23 protein-coding genes and 1 riboswitch are annotated in these 23,658 nt (G+C 36.0%); of the genes, 15 read left to right on the top strand and 8 right to left on the bottom strand.

Features of this window, described 5'->3' with window-relative positions; all coding sequences use genetic code 11:
• Position 1 precedes the first annotated feature (1 nt).
• Entirely contained in the window at positions 2–1,489 is a 1,488-nt protein-coding gene (locus AC6CHJ_RS08275; RefSeq protein ID WP_498288031.1) for a glycoside hydrolase family 32 protein, read from the top strand.
• The gene (locus tag AC6CHJ_RS08270) at positions 1,486–2,430 is read left to right on the top strand and encodes a carbohydrate kinase family protein (RefSeq protein WP_249774366.1); all 945 of its coding nucleotides are present in this window, start codon (positions 1,486–1,488) and stop codon (positions 2,428–2,430) included. The genes AC6CHJ_RS08275 and AC6CHJ_RS08270 overlap by 4 nt, the downstream gene beginning before the upstream one ends.
• 93 nt (positions 2,431–2,523) lie before the next feature.
• On the opposite strand, the gene AC6CHJ_RS08265 is transcribed toward AC6CHJ_RS08270, so the two are convergent.
• From AC6CHJ_RS08265 to AC6CHJ_RS08255, 3 genes are all read right to left on the bottom strand, one after another.
• Entirely contained in the window at positions 2,524–2,712 is a 189-nt protein-coding gene (locus AC6CHJ_RS08265) for an H-type small acid-soluble spore protein (protein ID WP_147198120.1), read from the bottom strand.
• Between the two features lie 17 nt (positions 2,713–2,729).
• Entirely contained in the window at positions 2,730–2,903 is a 174-nt protein-coding gene (locus AC6CHJ_RS08260) for a hypothetical protein (protein ID WP_184117469.1), read from the bottom strand.
• A gap of 119 nt (positions 2,904–3,022) precedes the next feature.
• A complete protein-coding gene (locus AC6CHJ_RS08255) occupies positions 3,023–5,047 on the bottom strand; it encodes a bifunctional 2',3'-cyclic-nucleotide 2'-phosphodiesterase/3'-nucleotidase (protein ID WP_147198122.1) in 2,025 nt (674 codons plus the stop codon).
• A gap of 492 nt (positions 5,048–5,539) precedes the next feature.
• Here AC6CHJ_RS08255 and AC6CHJ_RS08250 point away from each other — a divergent pair, with 492 nt between their 5' ends.
• From AC6CHJ_RS08250 to AC6CHJ_RS08225, 6 genes are all read left to right on the top strand, one after another.
• Positions 5,540–7,648: a bifunctional diguanylate cyclase/phosphodiesterase gene (locus AC6CHJ_RS08250; RefSeq protein WP_498288029.1), complete on the top strand. Its 2,109-nt coding sequence runs from the start codon at positions 5,540–5,542 to the stop codon at positions 7,646–7,648.
• A gap of 194 nt (positions 7,649–7,842) precedes the next feature.
• The gene (locus AC6CHJ_RS08245; RefSeq protein ID WP_147198126.1) at positions 7,843–8,445 is read left to right on the top strand and encodes a hypothetical protein; all 603 of its coding nucleotides are present in this window, start codon (positions 7,843–7,845) and stop codon (positions 8,443–8,445) included.
• An 82-nt stretch (positions 8,446–8,527) separates the two neighbouring features.
• Positions 8,528–8,743 (top strand): DUF1540 domain-containing protein, encoded by a 216-nt coding sequence (locus AC6CHJ_RS08240; protein ID WP_498288027.1) that lies wholly within the window; start codon positions 8,528–8,530, stop codon positions 8,741–8,743.
• Positions 8,744–8,890: 147 nt separating this feature from the next.
• Positions 8,891–9,112: a DUF2829 domain-containing protein gene (locus AC6CHJ_RS08235; RefSeq protein WP_147198130.1), complete on the top strand. Its 222-nt coding sequence runs from the start codon at positions 8,891–8,893 to the stop codon at positions 9,110–9,112.
• A gap of 92 nt (positions 9,113–9,204) precedes the next feature.
• Positions 9,205–9,957 (top strand): 3-oxoacyl-ACP reductase, encoded by a 753-nt coding sequence (locus AC6CHJ_RS08230; RefSeq protein ID WP_392993508.1) that lies wholly within the window; start codon positions 9,205–9,207, stop codon positions 9,955–9,957.
• Positions 9,958–10,104: 147 nt separating this feature from the next.
• Positions 10,105–10,614 (top strand): QueT transporter family protein, encoded by a 510-nt coding sequence (locus AC6CHJ_RS08225; RefSeq protein ID WP_249774362.1) that lies wholly within the window; start codon positions 10,105–10,107, stop codon positions 10,612–10,614.
• An 84-nt stretch (positions 10,615–10,698) separates the two neighbouring features.
• Here the strand turns inward: AC6CHJ_RS08225 and AC6CHJ_RS08220 are convergent, their stop codons facing one another.
• Positions 10,699–12,915 (bottom strand): MMPL family transporter, encoded by a 2,217-nt coding sequence (locus tag AC6CHJ_RS08220; RefSeq protein ID WP_147198137.1) that lies wholly within the window; start codon positions 12,913–12,915, stop codon positions 10,699–10,701.
• Positions 12,916–13,078: 163 nt separating this feature from the next.
• Positions 13,079–13,705 carry a TetR/AcrR family transcriptional regulator gene (locus AC6CHJ_RS08215; protein ID WP_147198139.1) on the bottom strand — a complete coding sequence of 209 codons (627 nt, stop codon included), beginning with the start codon at positions 13,703–13,705 and terminating at the stop codon, positions 13,079–13,081.
• Positions 13,706–14,101: 396 nt separating this feature from the next.
• On the opposite strand from AC6CHJ_RS08215, the gene AC6CHJ_RS08210 reads away from it, so the two are divergent.
• Both AC6CHJ_RS08210 and AC6CHJ_RS08205 read left to right on the top strand, forming a co-directional pair.
• A complete protein-coding gene (locus tag AC6CHJ_RS08210; protein ID WP_498288024.1) occupies positions 14,102–16,708 on the top strand; it encodes a cation-translocating P-type ATPase in 2,607 nt (868 codons plus the stop codon).
• A gap of 153 nt (positions 16,709–16,861) precedes the next feature.
• Positions 16,862–17,245 (top strand): RidA family protein, encoded by a 384-nt coding sequence (locus tag AC6CHJ_RS08205; protein WP_498288022.1) that lies wholly within the window; start codon positions 16,862–16,864, stop codon positions 17,243–17,245.
• A 254-nt stretch (positions 17,246–17,499) separates the two neighbouring features.
• On the opposite strand, the gene AC6CHJ_RS08200 is transcribed toward AC6CHJ_RS08205, so the two are convergent.
• Entirely contained in the window at positions 17,500–18,798 is a 1,299-nt protein-coding gene (locus AC6CHJ_RS08200; RefSeq protein WP_498288020.1) for an NCS2 family permease, read from the bottom strand.
• 86 nt (positions 18,799–18,884) lie between these two features.
• A riboswitch (purine riboswitch) is annotated at positions 18,885–18,985 on the bottom strand.
• 133 nt (positions 18,986–19,118) lie between these two features.
• Here AC6CHJ_RS08200 and AC6CHJ_RS08195 point away from each other — a divergent pair.
• Positions 19,119–19,268 carry a hypothetical protein gene (locus tag AC6CHJ_RS08195; protein WP_184117471.1) on the top strand — a complete coding sequence of 50 codons (150 nt, stop codon included), beginning with the start codon at positions 19,119–19,121 and terminating at the stop codon, positions 19,266–19,268.
• 40 nt (positions 19,269–19,308) lie between these two features.
• Here AC6CHJ_RS08195 and AC6CHJ_RS08190 read toward each other — a convergent pair whose 3' ends face one another.
• A complete protein-coding gene (locus tag AC6CHJ_RS08190; RefSeq protein ID WP_147193330.1) occupies positions 19,309–19,500 on the bottom strand; it encodes a hypothetical protein in 192 nt (63 codons plus the stop codon).
• A 134-nt stretch (positions 19,501–19,634) separates the two neighbouring features.
• Here AC6CHJ_RS08190 and AC6CHJ_RS08185 point away from each other — a divergent pair, with 134 nt between their 5' ends.
• The 4 genes from AC6CHJ_RS08185 to AC6CHJ_RS08170 all read left to right on the top strand — a co-directional run bounded on the left by AC6CHJ_RS08185 (position 19,635) and on the right by AC6CHJ_RS08170 (position 22,996).
• Positions 19,635–19,838: a DUF3797 domain-containing protein gene (locus tag AC6CHJ_RS08185; RefSeq protein ID WP_498288018.1), complete on the top strand. Its 204-nt coding sequence runs from the start codon at positions 19,635–19,637 to the stop codon at positions 19,836–19,838.
• A 611-nt stretch (positions 19,839–20,449) separates the two neighbouring features.
• Positions 20,450–20,533, top strand: coding sequence for a putative holin-like toxin (locus AC6CHJ_RS08180; RefSeq protein ID WP_223823582.1), 84 nt, complete (start codon positions 20,450–20,452; stop codon positions 20,531–20,533).
• 323 nt (positions 20,534–20,856) lie between these two features.
• Positions 20,857–21,990: a DUF4145 domain-containing protein gene (locus tag AC6CHJ_RS08175; protein WP_498288017.1), complete on the top strand. Its 1,134-nt coding sequence runs from the start codon at positions 20,857–20,859 to the stop codon at positions 21,988–21,990.
• Positions 21,991–22,132: 142 nt separating this feature from the next.
• Positions 22,133–22,996 (top strand): pyridoxamine kinase, encoded by an 864-nt coding sequence (locus AC6CHJ_RS08170; RefSeq protein WP_498288015.1) that lies wholly within the window; start codon positions 22,133–22,135, stop codon positions 22,994–22,996.
• Positions 22,997–23,020: 24 nt separating this feature from the next.
• Here the strand turns inward: AC6CHJ_RS08170 and AC6CHJ_RS08165 are convergent, their stop codons facing one another.
• The gene (locus AC6CHJ_RS08165) at positions 23,021–23,560 is read right to left on the bottom strand and encodes an ECF transporter S component (RefSeq protein WP_392993523.1); all 540 of its coding nucleotides are present in this window, start codon (positions 23,558–23,560) and stop codon (positions 23,021–23,023) included.
• Between the last annotated feature and the right edge of the window lie 98 nt (positions 23,561–23,658).

Genomic DNA, 23,658 nt, shown 5'->3' with positions numbered 1-23,658 from the left:
CATGTCAGAACAATTTGGCCACCTGATTAATCGAGCTTATGACGAAGTAAAAAAATATAAAGAATTAGTGCTAAGTGATCCTTATCGTTTATCCTATCATTTAATGCCATCTGTCGGATTTTTAAATGATCCTAATGGGTTAATACAATACAAAGGTTTTTACCACGTTTTTTACCAATGGAATCCATTCGGTACTATGCATGGTTCAAAGTTTTGGGGACATTTCTCATCACCAGACCTAGTGCATTGGCAAGAGGAGCCTATAGCTCTTGCGCCTACAGAATGGTATGACAAAGACGGCTGCTATTCAGGAAGCGCTGTTTGTGATAATGGCCAACTTTACCTCATTTATACTGGTAATGTTAAAGGCGAAAATGGTGAAAGGGAAACGTACCAATGCTTAGCAGTTTCGACAGATGGCGTGAATTTTGAAAAAAAAGGTCCCATTCTTCGAGTGCCTGAGGGATATACAGCACATTTCAGAGATCCAAAAGTTTGGAAACATGAAGGACAATGGTATATGATACTAGGTGCTCAAAATCTGGAGGAAAAGGGCTCTGCTGTATTATTTATTTCACCTGATCTTTATCAATGGGAAATGATTGGTGGCATAGCAGGTGCTGGTATAAATGGTTTGGAGGAGTTGGGATATATGTGGGAATGTCCGGATTTATTCCCACTCAATGACCAGCATATTCTATTGATTTCTCCACAGTCTCTAATAAAAAATGGAGAAATGGCTCAAGAGTTGTTCCAATCAGGCTATTTTAATGGTGAGTTTTTGTATGAAACTCATCAATTCAAGCATGGTCCCTTTAAGTTATTGGACTATGGATTTGATTTTTATGCTCCGCAAACCTTTAAAGATATACACGGAAGAACAATCCTTTTTGGTTGGATGGGTATTACCAATGAGATAGAACAGCTCCAGCCAACTATAACCAATAAGTGGCTGCATGCTTTAACAATGCCAAGGGAGCTTCAGTGGAGAAATGGACGCATATTCCAAAGACCACTGGAGGAGTTGCAACTGTTGCGTAACAATGAAGTGTTGTATAAGGATATACAGATGAAACAGCAAGCTATTCAATTCGAGGGGATTCAAGGCACTTCTGCTGAGCTATTTATAGAGTTCTCCCCAAGAGACTGCCACGATTTCCAGATTGACCTACGCCATGAAGCAAGGTTGACCTATGATGATCAAACAAAAGAAGTAACGCTATATAGAAGGAATATTGATAATAGTGGAGAGCAATCTAGAAAGTGTAAAATTGAAGGTCTGTCCAATCTTCATTTCTTTATGGATGAGTCGTCTATAGAAATATTTATTAACGATGGCGGTGAAGTGATGACAGCCCGCTATTTCCCAAAACCTGAGGATCACTCTATTACTTTTGAAGGTGATGCTACATTTAGTATTACTAAATGGGATCTTCTCCAACATAAGAATGAAGAGTCCTCACCTCAACAGGAGTTGATATTTGCATGAATGGTGTTCTATGTTTCGGCGAAGCGCTTATCGATTTTATACCGTTAAATGAAGATAATATAACCTACCACAAAGCTCCAGGAGGTGCCCCTGCCAATGTTTCAGTAGGTATTGCTAAACTTGGCGGGCATGCTACATTCTTAGGTAAGGTAGGGGAGGATGTATTAGGTCGATTTTTGCAAGAGACATTAACAGACTACAAAGTGAATACGAAATCCTTAATGTTTTCAGCAGAAGCTAGGACAGGATTGACTTTCGTGACATTAGAACCTTCCGGTGAGCGACATTTTAGTTTTTATATTCAACCAAGCGCAGATCAGCTGATTACAAAAGATGAAATTAGTGCAGAGCTCTTTGTAAATCATAATATTTTCCACTTTGGATCTATTTCACAAATCAATGAACCATCCAAATCAGCCACAATGCAAGCAATACAGTTAGCTAAAGATAATAATATGACTATTTCTTATGATCCTAATTATCGTGAAAGTCTATGGCTACATGAAAATGATGCAAGAGAAATAATCTTATCTACAATCCCATTGGTGGATGTGTTGAAAGTATCCGACGAGGAGCTAACATTTTTAACTGGCTGCAAGACAATTGAAGAAGGGATAAAACGGTTACCGAATATCCCTTTGGTCTTGATAACAATGGGGAGCAATGGTTGTATGTATTCTTTTAAAGAACAATTAGGCCATATATCTGCGATAAAAGCGAAGGCGATTGATACGACTGGTGCTGGAGATGCATTTGTATCGGGCATACTCTATTCCTTATATACCTCACAACAGCCGCTACAGCAATTAGCTGTAGAAGAATTGGAAGCAATGATTCGTTTTGCAAGTATATCTGGTGGCTTGGCTACAATGAAAAAAGGGGCGATGTCTGGATTGCCCACATTAGAAGAGATTCAATCCTATCAATTAGATGTTGATTAGTACTACCCCCATTAGAGTATTCAACAACCAAATATGTGTGAATTGCGAATGAAAGGAATGCCCACTGGCCAATCTAACCAGTGGGCAGTTTTTTTATTGAAGTGTTTTGGCTTCTTTTAACTCAGCGATATCAACCTCTGAACGCTCTTCTAATGAACGTCTTAAATGGACTGTTGCTGTTTTTTCATTTACTAATTTGTCTATCCAGACAGAAACACCGTTATATGTTACTTCAAATTCCTGCGGAGAGGCGACTATTTCTTGTGCTCGTTGATAATCCAAAGTAATATCCCCCTAGTCTATAATGTAGGTTTTGTTGCATTTTTTGTTTTGTGTTTATAGGCTTTCTCAAGCTCCAATAATTCTTCTGCCGTTTCTTCTTTGACTTGTCTAGGTGCAATAAGTTGATTTTTAGGCGTTTGAGCCATACGTCCTGAATTGTGGCTTCTTCCTTGCTTATTGTCTCTTCCCATTTTGGCATTCTCCTTCCTTTTATAAAAGCATTCTTAATATGGCATGTTGTTTTTGCTTTTATCCATAAAGGCTACGGGGAATAGAAAAACCGCAGCAAATAAATGCCGCGGCGATAAGATTAACGATTTAAATTTAGTTGGAAAATGCCAAATCCTCTTACATCAGTTTTACCTGTATAAGTGAATAAGCTTCCTTCTTTAATATAATCCACAGCTTGCGGTGAAGTTGTGAATGTTACATTTACTTTTTGAGCAATTGGCGCGATGGACCAGTTATTGTCTGCTGTAGGTGTAATTTCTTTAACTTCAGAAATATAGTCCATTAGAATTTGACGGTTTTCATCTGCTGAGTCTACTACTAATTCACTCTCTGAAATGCCAGGGAAATGACCGCCGCCACTTGCACGATAGTTGTTTGTTACCACGATGAATTCTTGATTTGGATCAATTGGTTTTCCATCATACGTTAAGTTGACGATACGGCTTGAAGTAGGATTTTCCAACTGTCCAGTAGTTGAGTACTTCGCAGGCTTTGTAACATCGATTTGATATTGTACGCCATCGATTACATCAAAGTTATATACTGGGAAGGTTGGATTTAATAATGATTGTTCTGTTGTTTTAGATGTATCAATCGTATTGAATGCACCTGCAACCATTTCTAGCCATTCTTTTACATTAGAGCCTTTCACTTTTAAAGCTTTAAGCGTATTATCATATAAATACAAATCGCCGGCACTACGTATTGTTAAGTCGCCTTTTTTGATATCTGTGTATTCGTCTTTACCATTACGACCTGCTTTAAATGGTGCGCCAACAGATAAAATTGGCAAATCTTTTAACTCTGGTTTATTTAAAGCAACATATTTTTCAACAAACCATTTTTGTGCACTTGTTACAACTTGGATAGATGGATCATCTTGGACTAGTGCGAAATAGCTGTAGATATCATCAGTTGTTTTGCCGATTGGTGTGTTGATATATTTAAGTGTTGCTTCATGGTCTTTTAAGATAGCTTTTTTAATCTTTTCATCTGCTTTTTCTTCAAGGACTGATCGTGTTTGCGCTTGTGATTTAGATTTTGTAATCGCCCATTTTCCTTTGATCTTCTTCAAAGTTAAGTCGATAATTCCTAATGCGCCGCCACCAAAGCCAGCTTGTACTGCAGGTACACCGTTAATTGTTCCTTTTTTGTTATCTACACCTTTCGCAGCATTGCCTTGTTCATCCTTAAAGATAGAGTCCAAACTAGCAATATCCTTTGCTGGGAAGACTTTATGCGTATGTGAGAAAGTTATAGCATCGATTCCTTTTACTTTGCTTAATGCATAGATTGTATCTTCTGTATTTGTCACATCTTTGTTAAAGCCGGAGTGAGGCATTGCGATGACTACATCTGCGCCTTTCTTTTTCATGATCGGTACATATTTCTTTGCAGTCTCAACAATTCCCTTTACAATTACTTTGTTATTTAGATTAGCTTTATCCCATTCGCTGATTTGAGGCGGTACAAAGCCGATATAACCAACTTTGATGGTTTGTGTTTTCCCTGATTCGTCTTTTACTTTTTTGTTGACGATTTTGTATGGTGTAAATTGATTTTTATCATTATTCGGATTATTATCGTGATCATCTTTGTATACATTTGCATTTACAAAACCAAATGTGGCATCATTATAAACTTCTTTTAGGAAATTTAGACCGAAGTTGAATTCATGATTTCCAAGTGAAGCCATGTCATATTTCATAATGTTCATTGCTTTTATCATTGGATGGACTTCATTCTTTTTCAATGGATCGATTGTTGCTTTGTATGTTCCAAGCGGTGTTCCTTGAATAAGGTCTCCATTATCTACCAATACAGAGTTCTTCACTTCTTTACGAGCTTTATTGACAAGCGTTGCTGTTTTCGCTAATCCTAATTGAGGAGCTACGCTATTTTTGTAATAGTCAAAGTCTAATAAGTTCGTATGCACATCCGTTGTTTCCATGATCCGTAGTTTTACCTGTGATTGTACCTTTGTTTTTGCCGTTTTAGCTTGCGCTTCTGTTTCCATTATCGGTGTTAAAGAAGATGCAATTAGGCTTAGAGCAAGTGCGCTTGATAAAACTTTAAGGCCTTGGAACTTTTTTGTTGATTTCATACATTTCACCCATCCCTTTTAATTTTTTAAACCCCTTCAAAATATACCATAGAAAATATACTGATAAATTAGCATTTTTCCTCCAAAACAAAAACAGTAAAATATACATAATAAGCGTTTCTGACTAAACAAGTAAATAGTATCGGAGGACTAAAGTGGGATGTTCGTTTTAAAGAAAAAATAGTTAAAAAAGGTTTAATCAACAGAATATCTTCATTTGAGTTAGGAAGAATTCATAGGAATTATTTTATTTATTAGACAAGCTCCTTCTTATTCTTAATCTTGTGGTAAGTAAAAATAAAACTCATATGACCATTCTATTGGTATTTTATTCTTTGCTAGAAATTTGTATAATTAGTAGGTATAATGTATCTGAAAGAAGAACTGTTTTTAAAAAAGTATTTTGTAATCTTCCTAACGGACAACTTTTTTCCTATAAAAATTGCTTTAAGAGGAGGGATTTCTATAACAAACTTTGATTATGGAGGCTTCTTGAAAAAATTTCGGTGGCCGATTGGATTGCCTATTTTTTTGCTTGTAATCTCGTTTTTATTTAATAAGCAACTCTACGGTGTATTTGGTGCAGAAAATTATTTATCCATTCATTTAATGGTTGAGATATTTATTATTGTTTTTTCCTTTTCGATTGCTATTCAAGCATGGCTGATCGTACCATATGTTTTATCGAATAAAAGATTATATATTGGAGCCCTTTTTTTATCTTTAGGTTTAACGGAGTTGTTCCATACTTTAACTTATCAAGGGATGCCGTTTTTTCTAGAGAAAAGCTCTAATTACTCAGCTACATGGTTTTATATCATTGGACGCCTGTCATTAGCTGTTGGTTTGTTAAGTATATACCTGTTAAAGCCGAAAAATTCTGTGCTCAAAAATCGCTATATAGTATATGGTTTATCATTAGCCTATACCGTTTGTTGGTTGGGAATTATATACTCTCCCAAAGCATTGTTGCCAAATCTATTTATTGATGGAGTAGGGACTTCTCAGATAAAAAATGGGCTACAATATGCTGCTGCTTTTATACAACTTTTCTTTGTGGCTTATATTTTTAAAAGCAAAAATAATGTACAGAAAAAAGAAGTTGAAATGCTGGTACTTGGTTCTTTTTATTTAATATTAGGAGACCTAGTGTTCACCACCTATATCAATGTCTATGATTTCAGAGCTATGATTGGCCATTTATTTCAACTAACAAGCTATTACTTTTTTATGAAAGCACTTCATCATACTTCAGTTGAAGAACCATTTGAGTTGTTAATGGAAACTCAGGAGGAGCTGGAAAGTTCTCAGGATTCTTTAAGATACACGATGGATCATGATGAGCTCACGGGTTTGCCTAAACTGCACTATATAGAAACTAAACTAGCAGAAATGTTAAATATTCATAAAAAAGCTGCTGTTTTAATGATGGAAGTAGATCGTATAAAGGTTATAAATGAATCGTTTGGTAGTAGGTTTGCTGATCAAATTATTCAAGGAGTTTCTAAAAGATTGAATTGTGTAGAATCGCAGAAGAGGGTACTAGGCAAAGGAAATAACGGTGAATTTATTCTTATTGTTCCAACTGTGTCAAATAGAGAAGAAGTCACCGCCATTTGTGAAAAAATTACACAATTAATGGAAGTTCATTTTCCCGTCCAGCATCATCAAGTGAAAGTAGATTTAAATATCGGAATTGCTATTTATCCAGAGCATGGCAGAAATGCAAGCGATCTATTTAGACATGCTCAAGTTGCTATGCATCAAGCAAAACATCAAATAAACCGAGTACTTTTTTACGAAAAAAATATGGAAAAATGTTCAGAACAAAAAATGTTGCTAGAGCATGATTTACACAAAGCACTTGAAAATCAAGAACTCTTCCTTGATTATCAGCCACAGATTGATGTAAGAACAGGAGAAATAGTATCTGTTGAGGCATTACTCAGATGGAAGCATCCAACAAAGGGGATTATTTCTCCTGCTGATTTTATTCCGATAGCAGAAGAATCAGGGCTAATTGTGCCAATAGGTGAATGGGTGCTTCAACAAGCATGTAGCCAAGTGAAAAAATGCCAGGAGGATTGCCAGCTAACGATTGGTGTATCGGTAAATTTATCGATCCGCCAATTCTTCCAGCATAATTTAGCTCATACAGTCAAAAGGGTTCTGGCAGAGACACAGCTTCATCCTGCTTGTCTAGAACTTGAAATTACTGAAAGTATGACGATGGATAGAAAACATGCAGTCGAAACGTTATGCGAGTTAAAAGAATTAGGAATTAAAATTGCGATTGATGATTTTGGAACAGGATACTCATCTATCGCCTATCTGAAAGATTTGCCAATTGATACATTGAAAATAGATCGTTCATTTGTTATGCAAATACCAACAGGGGATACTGTTCTTATTTCGATGATTATTTCTCTGGCAAAACATCTACATTTAACAATTATTGCAGAAGGAGTGGAAGAAGAGCTCCAGTGGGAATTTCTTTCAAGAGAAGGATGCAATCTTATTCAAGGTTACTTATGTGGAAGGCCGATGCCGCTCCATCAAATTATAGAAACAATTCATTTTCAACAAGCTGCCCAAATTTAAGTAAGCAGCTTGTTTATTTTTTTGAAAAGAAGGTATTATGTTTGAGGGAAAAATATGATTTGAGAACTCGGTTTGTAAAACCATCCGACTATCAGGTAAATTCCATATTAGAGATAAAATATCAATTTTTGCAACGATTCTTTTTTAATGGGGTATTTATGCTACGATTAATAAAACAACTTGGAGGTTATAGTATGAAAAATTTAGTCAAAAAATTTGTAAAAGGTACGATCGCGACTAGTGTACTTGCATCTGGTTTATTAATTGGTACAGCGTCTTTCGAAACGAGTGAATTAGCAGGTACTCAGACTGTTCAAGCAGCTAGCAAAAAAGTTTCGAAAAAAGGGGTTTTTACACTTTCAAAGGGATTTACACTAAAAGAAGCCCAAAATGAATTAAGACCTGAAGCTGCAAGATTAATCCGTATTTACGGCGAATCAAACAGAACAGGAAAAACAACAACATTTAATAAATATGCAAAGAATCATATAGCACCTAAAACTGATACAAACTATTTACTAGGCTATAAATATTCAACGGATAGATACAAAGAAAGAATAAAGCTCAATCGTAAATCTAATAGCAAAAAAATCATTCATCTTTACGGCAAAAATTTAAAGCTGGCAACAACCTCAAAAGTAAAAAACTATGACTCAAGAAAAGGGACAGGTTGGGCAAATATTCGATATCAATTCCAGCCTAAAGATTTTAACGCAATGGGTAACGTATCGGTAACTCTTAAGTTTACCAAAGTGAAGAGCGGTAAATATGTACTTGAAGATATTCATTTCTATTAAGCCTTATAAATGATTATGGCTTGGGCATGCTAATCCAGAGCAATAAAAATTGTTCACTTCATAAATATGAGGAGGATAGCCCATGCCAAATGTACAAGTGAATTGTTCTGTTTCCGATTGTTTTTTCCATAAGGTTGGTAATGTTTGTAGTGCATCAGCGATTAATGTCGATATGGATTACCACTCCAGAGATAAGGATACAGAGTTTGCAACAGAGTTTGATTTTGACAAGATTTCCGAAAAAGCTAACACTTCTAAGGATACTTGCTGTAAAACTTTTAAACCAAAAGAAAAGTAAAAGATAACTCATGAACAATTGGCAGCTATGCGATTCATAGCATTAGGGATTCCACTATAACGTGGGTCCCTTTTTTAGTCATTTGATTTCCATAATATAATCTCGTATACTTTTTTCTGTATAACTAAAGAGTAAAGGAGACGCGTCATGACATTTGAAGAAATACTACCGCGTATGAAAGCAGGAGAAAAAGTAATAAGAAAAGGATTTAATGGAGCTGAATTATACATAAAATTAGTAGGGGAAAGCACGCATGATGGTGAAAAGCTAAATCCGTATTTTTTAATTAATGTATCTGGTGAAGGCTACACTATGTTCACGCCGACAGTTTGTGATTTATTAGCTGAAGACTGGGAAATTGTCGAATAAGACACTTCTCACTAGATGAGTGGAAATGTATTATATATGAATATAATTGAGAGTCCATGGATTGCCATGGGCTTTTGTAATGAGGTGCAAAAATGAAATTTGATTTTAAAGGCAAAACCGTTTTTGTTACGGGAGCAGCGTCTGGAATTGGGCACGCACAAGCAAGGGCGTTTCTTGAAAGTGGAGCGATGGTATTTGCGATGGATTTAGACGAAGAGGGATTGAATTCTATAGCGAATGAATATAAGCAAAATTTTGCTTATTCAGTAGGTAGCGTAGCGGATAATAGTCAGGTAGTGAAAGCTGTCCAAAAGGCCAATTCGCTTTTTTCTAAAATTGATATCTTGCTAAATACAGCTGGCATTTTAGATGGCTATGCAAAGACATTAGATACAGATGAGGCTTTGTGGGATGCTATTTTAAATACAAACCTTAAAGGAACATATTTAGTAACGAATGCAATTCTACCACAAATGATTGAGATAAAATCAGGGGTCATTATCAATATGGCTTCCATTGCAGGCCTTGTAGCAGGGGGAGGCGGAGCAGCATATACAGCTTCTAAACATGCAATTGTCGGTTACACTAAACAGCTAGATTTAGATTATAGTAAAATGGGTATTCGTGCTAATGCGATTGCACCAGGTGCTATTCAAACACCTATGAACAAAGCGGATTTCCAAGGCGATGGAGAGATGGCAAAATGGGTGGCAAGAGAGACACCTGCAGGTAGATGGGCCCAACCAAGTGAAGTGGCAAACCTTACACTGTTTTTAGCACATGACGCCTCAGACTATATACATGCTGCAGTCGTCCCAATTGATGGAGGTTGGATTGCAAAATAATGTTTTCTATTTAACAACTATTTGATATACTTTTCAAGTAAGCAAATTTGCTTGCACTGCGGCACTTTTGGTTAGGCATAGTCTAATCTCCTTTGGTCGCAGTTATGACTAAAATAGCTTTTGGCTATTTTACAAAGGAGAATGAAAATGAATAAAACGTTTTACAATGTATCTACACGTACCTCTGTTACAGAGATCACCAAAACAGCCCTCGTTGCCGCCCTTTATGTTGCGGTCACCACCGTTTTAGCTGTCGTCAGTTTTGGCGCCATCCAATTTCGTTTAGCTGAAATGTTTAACTATCTAGCACTTTATCATAAACGTTACATAGTAGCCGTCACTCTCGGTGTTATTATTGCTAATTTTATGTCTCCGACATGGCCAATCGATGTGCCAGTTGGTGGGCTTGCTACATTTTTAGTCATTCTTTTATGCCGAGCGGTAACGAAAAAAATCAAGAATGATATTGTAAAAATGACAGTCACAGCTTTAATTTTTGCTTTTTCTATGTTTACGGTTGCCGGGCAATTGTCTATTCTTTATCATCTACCTTTTTTCTATACATGGTATACAGTTGCGCTTGGTGAGCTGCTCTCGATGGCAGTAGGTGGCGTAATTATGAATATATTAAAAAAGAAAATTGATTTTACAAAATAAAAGCTTCACTAAAAATGCTCTTCTCAATTTAATGAGAAGAGCATTTTTTTATAGTAAATGTTTTCTTTTTAATGTCCTAACAAGTTATTCTTCTTCACTATCCTTCATTTTCCATCTATGCCCTGGCCAGTATGCATAACGGCCAAGCACAGCAGTGATAGCAGGAACAAGGAGAGGACGAACAACAAATGTGTCTAATAATACGCCGATTGCTGTCACGATCCCAAATTGCAGGAGTACTTGAATAGGCAAGGTAGCCAAGACTGCAAAAGTTCCAGCTAGAATTAAACCTGCAGAAGTAATCACGCTGCTTGTTTCACTGACCCCATTTGCGATGGCTAATCGATTACTTTGTTTATTTTTGTTTTTCCAAATACTTGATATCATAAAAATATTATAATCTTCACCTAATGCAACTAAGAAAACGAATGAGTATAAAGGAATTAAGCCCTGAATTGCTGAAATGCCTAATACATCGTGTACCAGTATCCAACCAGCGCCCAACGCAGATAAATAAGAAAGCAAGACTGTTAGGATCAGGTATACCATCGCCACAATAGATCGCAAGTACATTAACAACAATGCAGCTATAATAACGATTACTGTTGGTACAATTACTTTCATATCTCGTTCGGTTGTCTTCACTGTGTCATATTGCTTAGAAGTTTCGCCACCTATCCAGAGATGATCCTGTGGTTGCACACCTGAGTCTTTTAGTATGGTAGAAACCTTCTTGTTTAATTTTGGTATAGTATCAACAGCTTCCATACTGTAAGGGTCTTCTTTTAAAGTAATATCATAAGAATGATATTCTTTGTTTTTAACCCCTTCTTTTTTCTCTGAAACTTCTTCTATATAGGATAGCTTGCTCAGCTGATCTTTAATCTCAACTTTTTTACCTTCTGTATTGATGATTAATTGTAAAGGTGCTAGCTTTCCTTGTGAAAAATGTTCGGACATTAAATCAAAACCTTCTCTAGAAGGCATATCTTTTGGAAACGATTCTATTAAATCCTGTGTATATTGAATACGTGGAACGAAGGATGCTAATGCGCCTAATAGGACAACACTTAAAATAATGACAGTCCACGGTTTTCTTGTCACCCAATTGCCAATTTTTCTGCTGAACTTTCCGTGGGGAGCGATTCTTCTGACTTTTTTTCCTTTCTTTTCTTCTAGTTTCTTCGACATTTCCTCTGTTCTTGGGATGAAAGGATAAAATGCTGCACGCCCAAGAATACCTAACAAAGCAGGTAACAGTGTTAATGCCGCCATACCCATAATGAGGATAACTAAACTAAATGGAACTGCGAAGCGATGGAAGGATCCATATTGTGCAAGCAGCAAAGTGCTTAGGCTAAGCACGACGGTTAATGCACTTACTAAGATAGCTCCGCCTGAATGTTTAATGGCATGTTCTAGGGCTGTAAATTTATCCTCTTCCTCTAATAAACATTCTCTGTATTTGGACACTAAGAATAAACAATAATCTGTTCCTGCGCCGAATAATAATACGGTCATAATGGATACGGCTTGTGAATCAACTGTAATAAAGCCTTCTTTAGCGAGAAATCCTAAAAGAGGATTCGTCACACCATAAGCAAATCCTACACCTATCAATGGCACTAACGCTAAGAGTGGGGAGCGATATAACAGCACAAGCAATATTAATACTAATAAAACCGTACCAATCAGTAGCGTTACATCTGCTTTACTGAATAAGGCAGTAGCATCTGTAGAAATTCCTACAGGACCAGTAAAACGAACATGTAAGCCTGAGTCACTAATTTTACGATCAAATAAAGATTTAGAGTCTACTTTAGATAAATGTTTTTTTAATGTAGACAAATTACTATCTAATTCCTCGGTTGCTGCTTTTTTATCCATGAATATAGGCGTTACAATTGTTTGGCCATCTTCAGATGCAGATGCTTGTAAACCTTGCGGTGGAAGCTTTCCAAGCGGAGGAAGAAAATTTTGAGCTGATAAAGGATGTTTTTCTAGATGTTGATATAATGATGAAATCTTTTGGTAATCTTGGGTGGTCAACCCGTCTGTCCGATGCCATACAATTAACAATGGTGTACCTGTATTATCAGGGTATTGTTCTTTTGCAATTTTTTCTGCTTTTACTGACATAGCATTGTCAGGCAAATTAGCGGCACCATTATCTGTTTCTTTGTTAACGCTTGGAAAAACGGCTGTAAGTATGGCTACTAAAAGAACCCAAACTGCCAAAGTAATCCATCTTCCTTTTTTACTTGAGACAGCCGTTACAAATTCGATAAAAAACTTTTTCATTAAGAAGAGCCCCTTTCGGAAGGATTTAATTTAATTATATATACTGGTCAGTTAATTATCAAATCTATTTTCTTATTAATATATGATGACCTAATATCCTAGTATGTAAACATACGTTAAGATAAAAAATTCCCGCTATAAAAACTAGCGGGATAAGCCTATATTAATTTTTAAAGAAGCCATTCCAAAAAACATCTAATATTTGAACAGCGGATGTCTCAGTTGACTCGAATATGGAAAGCCCATCTGCTTGCTTATAATTCCCCACCCGAATAAGTGCAAGATAAGCATGCGCTGCAAATTTTGTATTTACATGAGGTATTTCTCCCGAGTCTATCGCTTTTTTAAATTCATTTTCAATCCCTTCGTACATTTTTTCTTCTGCTTTTTTCATTTCACTCATTTGCTCTTCTGATAAGGATTGTTTAGATTCTCTCATAAACCCATCCAAGTCAAGGGTGGTGGTTGCTTTTAAGTGTGCCGTTGTCACATCTAATAAACGATCATACAAGGGCTTATCTGAAGTGAGCAAAAATAGAATTCGTTCTTGAATTCTTTCCATTAGTGCAACCATTGTTTCTTTAAACAATTCAGCTTTGGTTTCAAAATAGTAATATACGGTTGCTTTAGTCGTTTCAGAATTTCGAGCAATGTCATCCATCGAGACCCTTTGATAGCCATTCTCCAAGAATAACCGTGTAGCAACTTGTAGGATTACTTCCCTTGTCGATATATTATTATCTTTTTGTTTCGGCCTTCCAACAGGGCGACCTCGTTTTTTAGAAGCCATAATCCTTCTCCTTATCTATTTCTACATAGTTTTGAAATCCATCACAAGAATGGCGTTCAAATTTATTTTTCGTAATTTATGTCCACTGATATTTTACCATTGAATTAGCAAGAATTCTAAAGAATAAGTGTAATTAACATTAAGATGACTGCGCCAGTTTTAAGCTTCAATTGTTTAACAGGAGAATTCTTTTTTGAATTGTAATGACAAATCTATTCATACAATAAGATTGCTAGGAATACGATAGTAGAAGTTAAAGGTGGAGATGGAGGTTGAGATCATCACAAGTTTAATAGATTTTATTCACCTGGATTCTCGTTTTTAAAAACACCCAAACGTTTAAAACTCTATTCATTCGCTAAATAAGCTAAAACAATACAAAAAAAGGAGAAAAATATGAAGGAATTCCACCAACAAACATCTGCACAAGTAATGGATTTGCTTTCTGTGACAAAGGAAGGCTTGAATGAACTAGATGTTCAGCAAAGATTAGAAGAATATGGACCGAATGAATTAGAAGAAAGCCAGAAGGTTAGTACAGTAGCTGTGTTCTTTGGCCAGTTCAAGGATTTGCTTGTCATTATTTTAATGGTTGCTGCGTCCATCTCTTTTCTATTAGGTGAGGTGGAAAGTACAATTGTTATCATGATAGTGGTTATACTGAATGCAGTTTTAGGCACCGTCCAGCATGTCAAAGCTGAACAATCACTAGATAATCTGAAAGCCTTAACTTCGCCTGTGGCAAAGGTATTGAGGAATAATGAAATCATCGAAATATTGTCTGAGGAAATAGTAGTCGGCGATTTGTTATATTTAGAAGCAGGCGATTATATTAGTGCAGACGGTAGGTTAATAGAAAGCTTTAATCTTTTAATTAACGAAAGCTCTCTCACTGGTGAATCGTTGGCTGTAGAAAAAACTACCGATCCTATACTCGATGAAGGTGTGACAACAGCAGATAAAAGAAATATGGTATTCACCGGTAGCTTTGTGACGAATGGACGCGGGACGGTTGTTGTCACATCAACAGGAATGAATACAGAGATTGGCAAGATTGCTAATCTCCTTGGAACAGCAAAAGAGAAGAAGACCCCACTTCAAATTAGTCTTGATCATTTTGGCGAGAAGCTTGCATTAGGCATCACACTCATCTGTTTAGCTATCTTTACGATTGACCTTATACGCGGTCGTGCCTTGGTGGAATCTTTTATGTTTGCTGTTTCGCTGGCAGTAGCTGCTATTCCAGAAGCATTAAGTTCTATTGTGACGATCGTTCTTGCCTTTGGTACTCAAAAAATGGCCAAAGAGAATGCGATTATACGAAAGCTTTTTGCAGTAGAAAGCCTTGGTAGTGTATCTGTCATTTGTTCGGACAAGACCGGTACCTTAACGAAAAATAAAATGATGGTTCAACAAGTTTATATTGATAAAGAAGTACAAGCATTTAATGAACTGAATATGAAAAACAAATTGCATAAACAATTTATTACTCAATCGCTCCTATGCAACGACTCCTTCGTAAGGGAAGAGAAGGAGATTGGGGATCCTACTGAGATTGCACTTGTAAAATTAGGTAAACACTATAAATTGGACGAGCTTATGCTTCGTAAACAACACCCAAGAATGGCCGAAATCCCTTTTGATTCTGACCGAAAATTAATGTCAACTGTTAATGAAGTTAATGGTAAAAGAATGCTTACGACAAAGGGTGCTTTAGATGTCCTTTTACAACGGATGAATAAGATAGAGACGTCGAATGGCATCGTTGAAATGACAAGCGAGGACAGACAAAGAATTGAAAAAGCCAATCACAACTTTTCAACTAAAGGGCTGCGCGTTTTGGCGATTGCTTATAAAAACGTGAGGCCAAAACAAACAATTGATTTCGAAGATGAACATGATTTAATCTTTCTAGGATTAGTAGCCATGATGGACCCACCAAGAGACGAATCAAAAGCTGCAGTAGAGAGCTGTATTCAAGCAGGTATAAAACCTGTAATGATTACAGGAGATCATAAAATTACTGCAACAGCCATTGCTTCTCAAATTGGCATTTTAAAAGATCCAAGTGAAGCTATTGAAGGGCATGAAATTGAAACATTAACAGATAAGGAACTACAAGATTATGTGGAGGATTATTCTGTTTATGCCCGTGTGACACCTGAACATAAAATTCGGATCGTTAGAGCATGGCAGGAAAAAGGCAAAGTAGTTGCAATGACCGGGGATGGAGTGAATGATGGTCCCGCTTTAAAGCAAGCAGACATTGGAGTTGCAATGGGCATTACCGGAACAGAAGTGGCGAAAGACGCTTCCTCAATGATTTTAACTGATGACAACTTTTCAACCATTGTCAAAGCAGTCGCGAATGGTAGGAGCCTTTACACCAATATCAAGAATGCTATTCTTTTCTTACTTTCTGGAAATGCCGGTGCTATCTTTGTTGTTTTGTATGCCACCGTCTTTGGGTTATCTGTCCCATTTGCCCCTGTTCATCTTTTATTTATCAACTTGTTGACAGACAGTTTGCCCGCAATAGCCATTGGTCTTGAACCAAATAATAAAAAGCTGATGAAGGATAAGCCGCGAAACATACACGAACCATTGTTAAATAAAAGGTTTACGACACAAGTAGTGCTTGAGGGCTTACTCATCGCTATATCTACTATCATCGCATTTCGGTTAGGTCTTTCAACGGGAAGTACTTTGACTGCCAGTACCATGGCATTTGCTACACTTTGCTTATCTCGTTTGATTCATGGCTTCAACTCACGATCAAAAGAATCTATATTTGCCATTGGAATCTTTTCAAACAAATATACATGGGTTGCCTTCTTAATTGGGGTGATTAGTTTACACCTTGTTTTATTCCTACCATCCCTAACTACTGTTTTTAAAGTAGCACCATTAAGCGGCTTGCAATTGGGCTATATTTACACGCTATCGAGTCTACCCTTCATAGTGAATCAGTGGTTTAAGGTTTTGTTTGTAAGAAGGAAATAAGTAAATTAACCGATCCTTTGCGGAAAGGGTCGGTTTTATTTGTGAAAATATAGTAAATGGTGTAACAAATATTAAATTTAAATGCCATCGATGGAACTTTTAGAAAGTTTAATATATTATTGTTATATACCTATTTAAAAAGGAGATTTAACAATGCAAAAAAAAGCATATACAGCAAAAAGTGCAACCTCATCAGGGCCATATTCACACGCAATAGACGCGGGAGATTATGTATTTTTCTCGGGTCAGACAGCAAAGAATACACCAACTGCTAAAGATCTAACTGGAGATATTGCTGCACAAACAAAACAATGCTTTGCCAACTTATTAGAAGTCATGGAAGAAGCAGGACTTTCCCATGAAGATGTGGTAAAGGTAAATGTTTATTTAACAGACATGAACAATTTTAATGCCATGAATGAAGTGTATAAAACTTATTTCATCGAACCTTATCCTGCAAGAACTTGTGTAGCAGTAGTTGCATTGCCACTAGGCGCAGAAGTAGAAATTGAACTGATCGCTAAAAGATCAAATTAAGAAGAAATGGCCAACAAGCAGCTTAAGCTGTTAGTTGGCTATTTTAATTGGGATAAGTCTTAATTAGAGTTTGAAATGCTCTAAATAGAAAGTCTTGGTGACCTAAATTTAGAATGAGTGACCTAAAAGAGAGTCCGAGTGTCCTTATCGAATAATGCGAAATATTTACATACCAATTAAAGTACACATCCATCCGCAATGCGCCCTAAAGATCCAAAAAGCGCCAAATGAGAAATATCCATTTGGCGCTTCTGCTATTTAACTATAAAAATAAAATACAAAATGAACAATAGTGCAAGAACATACATTATCGGATGGAGCTCTTTACCACGTTTTTGCATAAGCAAAGCTAATGGATAGAGAATAAAGCCGAACGCTAATCCAAGTGCAACACTAGAAGTGAGTGGCATCATAATAATGGTTAAAAATGATGGAATCGCTACTTCTGCACGTGACCAATTAATGTTTTGTAGATTCATAGCCATTAATCCGCCCACAATAATTAAAGCAGGTGCTGTTACCTCGTTTGTGATAACGGAAAGGATAGGTGAGAAGAATAATGCAATCGCAAAGCATACGGCAGTAATGACAGAAGTAAAACCTGTTCTTCCACCTACTGCAATACCAGCAGATGATTCAACACTGGTTGCAGGTGTTGAGGTACCGAGTATTGCACCAATTGCTCCAGCAGAAGAATCGGCTAGCAGTGCACGTCCGATTTTCGGAATTTTGTTGTCTTTCATAATGCCTGCTTGGCTAGTTAAAGCAATTAAAGCACCAGCAGTATCGAAAAACGCAACAAAAAGGAAAGTGAAAATCACGGCTAATACTTCAGGAGAGAAAATATCATGCAGGTGAGGAAATACCACACCAAAAGTTGGTTTAAGACTTGGGATTGTCCCCATAATATGCGTTGGGATTTTTACTAAGCCAGTCAACATACCTATAATAGTAGAAATAATCATCCCGTAAAAAATAGCACCCTTCACATTGCGGACTAACATAAGGATGGTGATGACTAAACCAAAAACGGCAAGGCCAGTTGTCGGAGAAGTTAAGTGACCTATGGATACAAAAGTATCTTTATTCGGGATAATAATTTTTGCATTTTTAAAACCGATAAATGCGATGAAAAACCCAATGCCCGCTGCTATGGCATGTTTCAAATCTTCTGGTATCGCATTAATTATTTTCTCCCGTATTTTTAATAAACTTAAAATGATGAAAATGAAGCCTGCTACAAAAACCCCAGTCAAAGCAACTTCCCATTTAATTCCCATACCTATACAAACAGAGAACGTAAAAAACGAATTCAACCCCATACTTGGTGCAATAGCTATCGGATAGTTTGCTAGAAGTCCAATAAGTAATGATCCTATGATAGCAGTTAGCGCAGTTGCGGTGAAAATAGCCCCCTTGTCCATTCCAGTTTGGCTAAGGATTAAAGGATTGACTACCAAAATATAAGCAATTGAAAGGAATGTGGTAACCCCAGCCAATGTTTCTTGCTTATAGCTGGTATTCCTCTCAGTAAATTGAAAAAAGTGTTTCATGATGTCTATCTCCTATTCTTTTATATAAAAAAACTTTGGCTACCAAGTGCCAAAGTCATCTACAAAGGAATAAAAAATAATTATTTCATTTATTTGATATTCCTTGTAGACAAGCTATTTATGGTAGCTGGTAGAAACGATCAAGCCTTATTCTTGAACTTATACAAGGATATTTAGGTTTTAAAAGTAATAGAAAGATAATATCAAGATTTAATGTATACGTCAATATAAGCTACAAAATTTATCGAATAATGTCGAAGTTGAATAATGTATAAATGATGAAAATAAATACAAGATAAGCTTTGATAGGAGGTTTTTTAATGGTAAATAAAAAAGGCAACAAGCAACATAACAAGGGGAAAGAAGAATACAGTAATGAATTTATAGAGGAAGAAAAAGTGCCAAAAAAGATGACGTTTAAGGAAAAAAAGGAAAAGGCCATTGAAGTTGCAAGCCAAAATTTGCAATAATATTTAGAAGCCTTAATGAAAATCATTAAGGCTTCTAGTATTACTTGTTTACTCTCTCATCCGATTGCTTATTGATTTCAGCAATGGCTTTTTCTCTCCATTCAGCCGCAAATTCTTCACGGAAATTGTCAGGACTATTATACGGAGAATTAGTATTTCGGTAATCTTTAGCATTAGGCAGTTGGCTATTATTGTTTTTATTCTTTGCTTTATAACCACACTTTTTTGGCATGTTAGATCACCTCCTACATAAAATAAGTTGCTCTTTTTCCTTCATTTTATGCTAAGCCTTTTGCCGCTCTCTTTTCACATATTAGCCAGTATTGCATATGCTAAATGGTATATGAAGAGGGAAGGGGACAGAAAATGAGTTATAAATACAAAGAAGCAGAATATGATAATCTAAATTTGATTAAGAAATTAGTGAGCGATTACGAAATATGCCCAGAGTGCGGAAGTGTAGGAAGCAACGGGAGAGATGGAACAATGAAATACAATAACAAACAGGGTAAATTTGAAAGAACATGCAAGTGTGGATGGGAAGCCAAAGTTGAGATAGAAAAGTTATAAATAATCAAAACGATCAAGCCAAAGTAAATGCGTTAAATCTAGTAATAATTAAAAAATACATAAAATGTTTTTTCTAAATTAAATAATGGCAGAAAACTCAGTAATCAATTTTAAAAGTTTAGTTGTAAATTAGCTTCTCAAAAGGAATTTATTTTCATTTGGGAAGCTATAAGATATGTACATGCAAATAATTATTTTCTAAAAGAGGTAGTTATTATTGTTAACATTCAGGTGGAATGAGATTGTTTGATCCAAAAGTATTTTCGAGAGAAGTGAAAAATGGTGATAGTATAGGGGATGATATTATAAGGAAACAATTGAAACAATATTTAGGAATTGAATTACATATCTAATAGTAGTAAACCGCTTAATGTATAACATATGAGCGGCTTTTTTATGGTTAAAAGCGATAAAAAGAATAAGTAAAATGGGATATTTGTAATTAAAATAAATAAATTATTTTCAATAATACGATTTTATAGCAAAAAGAACGTATGTTTGGTATAATGTTGATAGATAGTACGGTACTCAAGGGTGGTTGGCTTGCTCCTAAATAGATCAGACTAATTTGTCCATAACGTGTGGCATCGTCTGTACAAGGAGGTGATGCCATGACGGTATATGAATCATTAACGTTTGCGATTGCATTCGCTACCTTAATCATTACAATTCTGTCATTCAACCATAAAAAATAACCCATCCTTGAGTTAACGGCTCTGATGGGTTGTTATATCCTAAATGAGCTAATCCCCCTACCGGGAACCAACTATCATCTATTTAACCGTCCGATGCTCCAACATCGGCGGTCTTTTTAATATATGCAGTTCTACTTTTAGTATACGAGTATACTGACTATATTTCAAGTTTTGTGTCCGGACATTCACAATAGTAGATGTCTTGTTGGTCGATTGGTAGTTTCGTTTTTAACTAAAGATGGTATGAAAAGGAGAAAGACATGAAATTTGAAAAGTGATTTTAACTCGACCATAGATAAAAGATAGGATGTGTATGTCTTGTGATGTTAGAACGTATAGAGGAATACAATGATAAAGAAAATGAAGCAGATTCTTATTTTTATGCATTTTTAGAACCGATTTCACCTAAAATGGCTCAATTGGCTAAAGAACTAGAAAATACAATTTTCAATAGTCCACGCATGATGTTGACTCATTCTAGGGTGTTATCGGAGTACATCTTGAAGCAAGTCATTAAAATTAAAAAGTTTGAAGAACCAGCAGATAATCTGCTAGACAGAATTAATTTATTACAGCATAAAGGGTGCTTGGCAGAAGACATTTGCAATGCCTTACACCATGTGAGAAAAATGGGCAACCAAGCAGCACATGAAACCCGAGCATTCCGATTCTCTGAAGCCTTATTATCATGGGAAGCACTATATAAAATTATCAAATGGTATGTGGACACATATGTAGATGCAAAATTTAAAGTCCCCCCTTATCAAGATCCGCTACCGACAAATCAAAACCAATCTGCAACAGAAGTAATTGAAGATAGATTACAATCACTTGAAGAACTTCTTATGTCGCTAAAAGAAAGAGAAGAAGGAAAAGAAGAAGAGGAAGAAGAAGTACAAGGAGACGAGGATCGAGTTATTCGAGCAATATCCTATCAGGGTCAGCAAATTGATATACCTTATTTTCTTAGAGATATTTATTTGTTGCCACAGCGATTTCCTCATGCAGAGAAATTCTTAATCCGCTTAGGTGCAGAGCAACAGGTCCGTGTGATGAGTGAACTGCCTAGTAATTTAAATGATTTAAAGCAACATTTAAAAAGAAACCAAGAGCAGAATATAGAAAACCTTTTTAAGGATTTAAAAGTATTTGTTGAAGAAGAAGTAGAGCATAGAAGAGTCCAAATGGAAAACGAGGGAAAATTATTTTTATTTTTTAAGGACCAGTACATTGTTATTACTGACGAACTTTCTATTATCAAGCTTTCAAACAACGAATTTCGAGGAATTCCTCAACTTATCAGGCAGTTAAATGAGGATGATATTTGTACAGTAGGTCAGCTCCCAAAGGAATTAGTGATCTTAACTAAATATGATAAGGTTGGTAAGGGGACGGTTGAAAAATTATTTAATCAATTGATTGAAAAGCAAAAAAACATTCAGAAAGCAACACTGTAATAAAAGTTTTAAGTTTGATAACCCAATTGTTTGAGAAAAGAACATTGGGCTATCTTTTTTAATGCTAGTTTAATTACCAATGATAAGTGAAAATGATATACTACTTATACTTACAATTTTTTGTTTTAAGTAGGGAGGCAATATGAAGAAGGTTGCAATCATACAAGATCTATCATCTTTCGGCAAATGCTCACTAACTGCTGCTGTTCCAGTACTTTCTGTAATGGGCGTACAGGCTTGTCCTTTGCCAACAGCTATATTGTCAGCACAAACAGATTATCCTAGTTTTTTCTTTGAAGATTTTACAGATAAGATTCCTCACTTTATTGAAGAGTGGAGCAGTATGGATGCGAAATTTGATGGTATACATACAGGATTTGTCACCGGAAGAAAACAAATAGATCATATTTTTAAATTCTTGGAAAAATTTCAAACCGAAAATACACATCTATTGGTAGATCCAGTGATGGGAGATGGGGGAACAGCCTACAAACTTTATACCGATAATTTACTATCTAGAATGAGAGAGCTCGTAAAATCAGCGTATGTTATCACACCAAATGTTACAGAGTGCTGTTTATTAACAGGTTTATCCTATGAAAAATTATATAGTTATCAAAATGATGATTTTATACAAGCGTTAGAAGAAGCAGGTAAGAACCTACAACTAGTAACCGGAGCTAAAGTAATTATTACTGGAGTTACTCCGCCTAAGTACGAGGGGACAGGCCGCTTCATTGGGAATATGTACATAGATAGAGAAGCAATAAACTATAAAGCTATGCCGTTCAATGGATTAAGTTATTCGGGTACTGGTGATTTGTTTGCTTCGGTCATTATGGGTGGGTTAATGCGAGGAGATCATCTTAGTGATTCAGTACATCTTGCAGAATCGTTTCTAGCTGCTGCCATACAAGATACTTCAAGAGAAGACGTCCCCAAAATAGCTGGAGTTAACTTTGAAAAATTTTTAGGTATGCTTGTTAAAAAAAACACACCTCTCTAGTGCTAGAGGTGTGTTTTTTTGTTCTCATTTAAATGTTGGTATTTTTTTTAAGAACATACAGACCGGAATGGATACAAGTAGTCCAATAGCATTTTGAACAATGTCTCCAGGAATAGATGCGGCTGGTGCAATCCAATTTCCATAAAGGAAGCCTTCACCAATAAAGTAAACAGCAATCATTGGAGGCATGGAAATAATCGTTGCAATAAGGTTGAGCATTAAGCTGTTACCACTTCGTCCTCTTGACCAAGCGATCTTGCCTACAATAAAACCTTGTAAGCCACGTGCAACAAAGGAAATTGGTGCCCAAAGCGTCCATCCTGAAAGCAAATCAAACAGTCCCATCCCAAAAGCGCCGGCAATTGCTCCTTTTTTTGGGCCAAATAAAATGGAAATAATAAATAGCATGCCTGTACCGAGATGAACCAACCCGCCATTTGCTGTAATCGGCAACTTTATATTTAGTAGCATGGTGGCTACGAAAACTAAAGCTATTGACATGGCACTGGTAATTAAATCAAACGTTCGAATTCTATTTGTGGAATGCCCCATTGTTTTTTGCATACTTTTCCCCCTAATAAATCCTCAGCTATCACCTTAAATATAAAAAAGCTGAATTCTTTAAATTATTTAATAAACTGAACTGTAAATAAGATTATCAA

The organism is Rummeliibacillus sp. GQ308, assembly GCF_059759115.1.
Note: the sequence above shows the minus strand (reverse complement) of the source record. Positions and strands in the feature narration are given on the sequence as shown.

Excerpts from the sequence above, each read along its gene's own strand:
- AC6CHJ_RS08275 (WP_498288031.1), top strand. The coding sequence starts at position 2 with ATGTCAGAACAATTTGGCCACCTGATTAATCGAGCTTATGACGAAGTA.
- AC6CHJ_RS08270 (WP_249774366.1), top strand. The coding sequence starts at position 1,486 with ATGAATGGTGTTCTATGTTTCGGCGAAGCGCTTATCGATTTTATACCG.
- AC6CHJ_RS08260 (WP_184117469.1), bottom strand. The coding sequence starts at position 2,903 with ATGGGAAGAGACAATAAGCAAGGAAGAAGCCACAATTCAGGACGTATG.
- AC6CHJ_RS08255 (WP_147198122.1), bottom strand. The coding sequence starts at position 5,047 with ATGAAATCAACAAAAAAGTTCCAAGGCCTTAAAGTTTTATCAAGCGCA.
- AC6CHJ_RS08245 (WP_147198126.1), top strand. The coding sequence starts at position 7,843 with ATGAAAAATTTAGTCAAAAAATTTGTAAAAGGTACGATCGCGACTAGT.
- AC6CHJ_RS08240 (WP_498288027.1), top strand. The coding sequence starts at position 8,528 with ATGCCAAATGTACAAGTGAATTGTTCTGTTTCCGATTGTTTTTTCCAT.
- AC6CHJ_RS08235 (WP_147198130.1), top strand. The coding sequence starts at position 8,891 with ATGACATTTGAAGAAATACTACCGCGTATGAAAGCAGGAGAAAAAGTA.
- AC6CHJ_RS08230 (WP_392993508.1), top strand. The coding sequence starts at position 9,205 with ATGAAATTTGATTTTAAAGGCAAAACCGTTTTTGTTACGGGAGCAGCG.
- AC6CHJ_RS08225 (WP_249774362.1), top strand. The coding sequence starts at position 10,105 with ATGAATAAAACGTTTTACAATGTATCTACACGTACCTCTGTTACAGAG.
- AC6CHJ_RS08220 (WP_147198137.1), bottom strand. The coding sequence starts at position 12,915 with ATGAAAAAGTTTTTTATCGAATTTGTAACGGCTGTCTCAAGTAAAAAA.
- AC6CHJ_RS08215 (WP_147198139.1), bottom strand. The coding sequence starts at position 13,705 with ATGGCTTCTAAAAAACGAGGTCGCCCTGTTGGAAGGCCGAAACAAAAA.
- AC6CHJ_RS08210 (WP_498288024.1), top strand. The coding sequence starts at position 14,102 with ATGAAGGAATTCCACCAACAAACATCTGCACAAGTAATGGATTTGCTT.
- AC6CHJ_RS08205 (WP_498288022.1), top strand. The coding sequence starts at position 16,862 with ATGCAAAAAAAAGCATATACAGCAAAAAGTGCAACCTCATCAGGGCCA.
- AC6CHJ_RS08200 (WP_498288020.1), bottom strand. The coding sequence starts at position 18,798 with ATGAAACACTTTTTTCAATTTACTGAGAGGAATACCAGCTATAAGCAA.
- AC6CHJ_RS08195 (WP_184117471.1), top strand. The coding sequence starts at position 19,119 with ATGGTAAATAAAAAAGGCAACAAGCAACATAACAAGGGGAAAGAAGAA.
- AC6CHJ_RS08190 (WP_147193330.1), bottom strand. The coding sequence starts at position 19,500 with ATGCCAAAAAAGTGTGGTTATAAAGCAAAGAATAAAAACAATAATAGC.
- AC6CHJ_RS08185 (WP_498288018.1), top strand. The coding sequence starts at position 19,635 with ATGAGTTATAAATACAAAGAAGCAGAATATGATAATCTAAATTTGATT.
- AC6CHJ_RS08180 (WP_223823582.1), top strand. The coding sequence starts at position 20,450 with ATGACGGTATATGAATCATTAACGTTTGCGATTGCATTCGCTACCTTA.
- AC6CHJ_RS08175 (WP_498288017.1), top strand. The coding sequence starts at position 20,857 with ATGTTAGAACGTATAGAGGAATACAATGATAAAGAAAATGAAGCAGAT.
- AC6CHJ_RS08170 (WP_498288015.1), top strand. The coding sequence starts at position 22,133 with ATGAAGAAGGTTGCAATCATACAAGATCTATCATCTTTCGGCAAATGC.
- AC6CHJ_RS08165 (WP_392993523.1), bottom strand. The coding sequence starts at position 23,560 with ATGCAAAAAACAATGGGGCATTCCACAAATAGAATTCGAACGTTTGAT.